2 protein-coding genes, 1 pseudogene and 1 riboswitch are annotated in these 5,178 nt (G+C 59.5%); of the genes and pseudogenes, 1 reads left to right on the plus strand and 2 read right to left on the minus strand.

Annotation, left to right across the window (positions count from 1 at the left end):
- The first annotated feature begins 257 nt into the window (after positions 1–257).
- A complete protein-coding gene (locus NKJ58_RS31365; protein WP_352720647.1) occupies positions 258–1,313 on the plus strand; it encodes a cytochrome-c peroxidase in 1,056 nt (351 codons plus the stop codon).
- A 458-nt stretch (positions 1,314–1,771) separates the two neighbouring features.
- Here NKJ58_RS31365 and metE read toward each other — a convergent pair whose 3' ends face one another.
- Positions 1,772–4,123: a 5-methyltetrahydropteroyltriglutamate--homocysteine S-methyltransferase gene (gene metE, locus NKJ58_RS31370; RefSeq protein ID WP_352854701.1), complete on the minus strand. Its 2,352-nt coding sequence runs from the start codon at positions 4,121–4,123 to the stop codon at positions 1,772–1,774.
- Between the two features lie 93 nt (positions 4,124–4,216).
- Positions 4,217–4,418: riboswitch (cobalamin riboswitch) on the minus strand.
- Between the two features lie 281 nt (positions 4,419–4,699).
- Positions 4,700–5,178 (minus strand): annotated as a pseudogene (locus NKJ58_RS31375) (transposase); the annotation flags it as partial.

Here is a 5,178-nt window from a genome sequence, read left to right on the forward strand (position 1 = left end):
GGCGTTCCTTCGCGGGAATCGGTGACGTTGAACATCACCAGCCTGCCATGACCGCCCTCTCTCAGCGAATTTGCAGAACTCTCAGCACACTACCCCCTGAAGTCCAATCGAGAAGAGCGATCACTTCCAAGAGGGTCCCAGCTCAGCCGCGAAAACAGGTGCCAGACCCCGATCCTCTCCCTCAACTGATCTAGCTCAGGGCGTTCATGAGCCGCAGATCGCATAGTGGCTGCGTGCACGACGCAGGAAGACCATTTATGAAAATCCTATTCAGAACGATGGCTGTCACCTTGCTGGCACCCACCGCCTTTGCTGCGGATTCGATCCCCACCGACCTCAGAGATACGGCATTGGCCACCTTCAGGGCTTTGCCATCCACCACGCCGACAGTCGCCAACAACCCGATCACCCCGGAAAAGATCGCTCTCGGCAAGGCACTGTTCTTCGATCCACGCGTCTCGGCGTCAGGCGTCTTGTCGTGCAACTCGTGCCACAACCTGGCCACCGGCGGCGACGACAATCACGAAACCTCGATCGGCCATGGTTGGCAGAAGGGACAGCGCAACGCGCCGACTGTACTGAACGCTGTCTTCAACATCGCTCAGTTCTGGGATGGTCGTGTCGCAGACCTGAAGGCTCAGGCGAAGGGACCGGTCCAAGCCGGCATCGAAATGGCCAATACACCGGACCAACTCATCGCCACGCTCAAGTCCATGCCGCAATATGTCGAGTGGTTCGATGCAGCTTTTCCGGCTGAAGCCGATCGGGTCACCTTCGACAACTTCGCCAAGGCGATCGAAGCCTTCGAGGCGACACTGGTCACACCGGCCCCGTTCGACAGCTTCCTGAATGGTGATGAGCTTGCCATGACTTCCGAACAGAAACAGGGCCTGGCGCTTTTCATGGACAAAGGCTGCTCGTCCTGCCATGCCGGCATCAACGTTGGTGGGCAAGCCTATTTCCCATTCGGCCTCGTGGAACAGCCCAGCGCCGAGGTCCTGCCGGACAAAGACAAGGGCCGATTTGCGGTCACCAATGCAGCCGATGACTACTATGTTTTCCGCGTGGCGCCGCTGCGCAACGTTGCACTCACCGCGCCATACTTTCATTCGGGCAAGGTTTGGGATCTGAAACAGGCCGTCGCTATTATGGGGACCACCCAGCTTGGCGTAGTACTGGCGGACGAAGAAGTTGACCTGCTTGTTGCCTTCCTCAACTCGCTGACCGGAGAGGCACCCGAGGTCGCCTATCCCATCTTACCCTCCGAAACGGCGACAACGCCCCGGCCTGTGACGCAGATCTCAGGAAAATAAGGGCCAACTGGCTGCGGACGTCGCAATCGAAAATGATTGCGGCTTTTACTTGGGCCACACGAATTGCCACGTCCATCTCCGAATTGGCGGGACACGCTAGCAATACCCGAAACCTGCAACCTCGCCCGTAGTCTGCGCAAATCAACTGGGGAAGCGGACAGACGCGCAGCATCATATGCAGCATCATATATTGTCGCCGCCTGAGCGAACATGCCAAGCAGTCTACGTTGAGAAACGACGTGTGTACGATTTGTTCGAGGCGCGGGGCCTGTATGTTCCCAAGGACCAATAACTATAGCGTGGTGTCACATTTATATTTCTGCGGGATGAGGACACGTGCCGAAGGAAAATTGCACATTTTCGCCGTGTGGCTTATTTTCAAGAGTGTGATCGGTTTGGCATATTCCCGGCCGACATCCGCCAGCCGGCAACTCCCCACACGGTGAGGAAGAGAAGCCTTACGCCTGCACTTTCTGCCGGAGCGCGCGTGCTGCAGCGACCATGTTCATGAGGGCAGGGCGGACCTCCTCCCATTTGCGTGTTTTGAGGCCACAGTCCGGGTTTATCCACAGTTGGCCGTCGGACAGTCGCTCGCGGGCAAGCATGACTAAGTCCGAAATCTCGCCGACTTCCGGGACGCGTGGTGAGTGAATATCATAGACGCCGGGACCGATTTCGTTCGGATATTTGGAGCTCGTGAAGGCGTCCAACGGTTCCATCTTCGAGCGCGACGTCTCAATCGAAATGACATCCGCATCCATTTCAGCGATCGCGTGAATGATCTCGTTGAACTCCGAATAGCACATGTGGGTATGAATTTGAGTCGCGTCCTTTACACCCGTTGAAGCGATCCGGAAGCATTCGACAGCCCAGTCGAGATAGACTTTCCAGTCAGATTGGCGCAGTGGCAATCCTTCGCGAAACGCGGCCTCATCGATCTGGACCATCCTTGCGCCGGATCTTTCGAGATCCGTCACTTCGTCGCGGATGGCGAGCGCGATCTGGCGGCAGGCTTCGGAGCGGGGTACGTCGTCGCGAACAAAAGACCAGTTGAGAATGGTGACTGGGCCTGTGAGCATTCCCTTCACGGGCTTTTCCGTAAGCGACTGGGCGAATTGCCACCAGCGCACTGTCATCGGATTGCGCCTCGATACGTCGCCGAAAATGATGGGGGGACGCACGTAGCGCGACCCATAGCTTTGTACCCAGGCATGCTGGGTGAGCGCGAAGCCGGACAACTGCTCGCCGAAATGCTGTACCATGTCGTTTCGCTCGAACTCACCGTGCACCAGCACGTCCAGCCCGATCTCTTCCTGCCAGCGAATTGCAGCCTCGATCTCCTTCTTCAGGAACGTCTCATAGTCGACATAGCTCAGCTGGCCCTTCGCATGAGCGGCCCGCGCCTTGCGTACCTGCGGCGTCTGCGGGAAGGACCCGATGGTCGTCGTCGGGAACGGCGGCAGCCCGAGTGAGCCGGCTTGGACTCTGGAGCGCTCGCCAAAAGCGCTCTCTCGTCGCTTCGCGCTGTCCTCAATGCTAGCGATCCGCCCCTGAACAAGCGGGTCATGGATCCTCGTGGATGTCACGCGCGTGGCGGCAGCCTCGGCAGACGCTTTCAACGCGCCTGCCACCGCATCCCTGCCTTGGGACAGGGCCCGGGCCAGCAAGACCAGCTCGTCGGTCTTCTGGGCCGCGAAGGCGAGCCACGACCTGATGTCGGCGTCGAGTTCCGTCTCCATGCGCAGATCAATCGGCACATGCAGCATCGAGCAAGAAGGCGCGATCTCGACGCGGTCCAAGGGCCAGCCGGCGACGATCGGTTTGATGCGGTCGAGAATGGCGGGCAGGTTCGCACGCCAGACGTTGCGGCCATCGATCAAGCCAAGCGAGAGCACCAGATCCTTCGGAGCGAGCCGACCCACCGTTTCCAGCTGCTCGGGAGCGCGCACGAGATCAATATGCAGCCCGGCCAGGGGCAGAGAAACCGCGGTTTCGAGATTGTCTCCCAGCGACCCGAAATACGTAGCCAGCATGATCTTCAGCTCGGGCGCGGCTTTCGACAGCTGGCCATAGGCGAATTCGAACGCAGCTCGTTCGTTCGGGTTCAGATCGAGGACAAGCGCTGGCTCATCGATCTGCACCCAGTCGGCTCCCGACAGGTTCAGCTTCTGCAGGACTTGCTCGTAAACGGGCAGCAGCCGCGGTAGGAGCGCGATGGGACCGAACCCCTCGGCAGGCGATTTCGCCAGCTTGAGGAAGGTGATGGGTCCAAGGATGACTGGGCGTGTGTGAATGCCGAGAGCTTTAGCCTCGAGGAAGTAATCGACCGGCTTCGACGACGAGAGGGCGAACGTCTGATCATCATCGAGTTCCGGCACAATGTAGTGGTAGTTGGTGTCAAACCACTTGGTCATTTCCATCGCGGTTACACCAGGTCCATGAGCCTCCTCCTGGTGACCAGCGTGTCCACAATCCTCCGTCTGACCCTGGTTGCCGCGCGCCATTGCGAAGTAGATGTCAAGTGGGACCTCGCCGCTATTCCAGCCGTAACGGGATGGAACGGCCCCGACCATGGCTGCGGTGTCGAGCACATGGTCGTAAAGCGAGAAGTCGTTCGACGGGATTTTCGACACGCCGCGATCGCGCTGCTCTTCCCAGCTAGCGGCACGGAGCGCCTTCGACGTCGTGAGAAGGTCGCCAGCGGACGATGTTCCGGACCAGTAGCTTTCAAGCGCGAATTTCAGTTCTCGCCGACGACCGAAGCGCGGCACGCCGAGCGTTGCTACAGGAATTTGCTGAGAGACAGTCATGTCATACCCCGATGGTTGGGGGCGTCGGTGACAAGGAAGGCGCTAGCAGGCCCGGCACGCCGGATTGCAGCGGCCACCGAGACACCCCGCCCGTGGACGTGATTCGTCGTGGCAGGTCTCCTGGCTCGCGGGGTCATAGCCTCTACCCGTCTTCCCGAGGGTATTCGCCTCAGTGACATGAGTGGGGTTGGCTCGCCGCTAACAGTTGCGGGGGCAGCGCCGGCATCGCACCGGCTTCCCTCTTAGCTCCGCTGCGGCAGCGCCGCACGCGAGAACCACGACACGCCAGACAATCACAGCAATCCCTTCTCTTGTCAATGGCGCATAACGAAATGTTTATGTGGTTATGTCCTGGCGCTTTTACGCTTATCTAACATTGTGAAACATGGAGTCGTCCATTTGCCGGCGCTGCACCGCTGCCCCATTGTCCAACTAATGGAGGCCGTGCGGAGCCACAACAGGACTTTAACCTCAACCTGAAAAGCGCTACCGCTCAAAGGACGCTGGTGATCCGCGAGCGCCGAGCCAACGGTTGTGTGCGTCAAGTTCTGCAAAATGGGGCGGCCATGATGCTGGTTATGCGGCTTGGCGCAGAGCGAGCTTCTTGTGCTCGCGCAGGTCGTCCATATTGATGTATCGGTTGGCCTCCATCCAGTTTTCATTGGTCTCGACGGCCAACGCCCTGACCAGGCGCAGGCAGCTTTCGGTATTGGGGAAGATGCGCACGACATAGGTGCGCCGGCGGATTTCCTCGTTGAGCCGCTCCGGCATGATGGTGGATTTGAGATGCTTGTGGTGCTGTCTCGGCAGTCTGAAGAAGGTCAGGGTTTGTTCGATGGCATCCTCGGCCCAGCCTGTCAGGCGCGGATAGCGTGCCGACGATTTGGCAAGCCATGCGGCTTCGGGGATCACTCGCCGATCGCTGCCACCAGGCCGGCGTGATCGTCGGACACGGCCAACTCGACGCCCTTGAGGCCGCGCGCCTTGAGGCCGACGAGGAAGTCCCTCCAGGCCGAGCGGCTCTCGCGATTGGCCATCTCCACGGCCAGGATCTG

Source organism: Mesorhizobium sp. M0139, assembly GCF_040322455.1.
Taxonomy (GTDB): Bacteria; Pseudomonadota; Alphaproteobacteria; order Rhizobiales; family Rhizobiaceae; genus Mesorhizobium.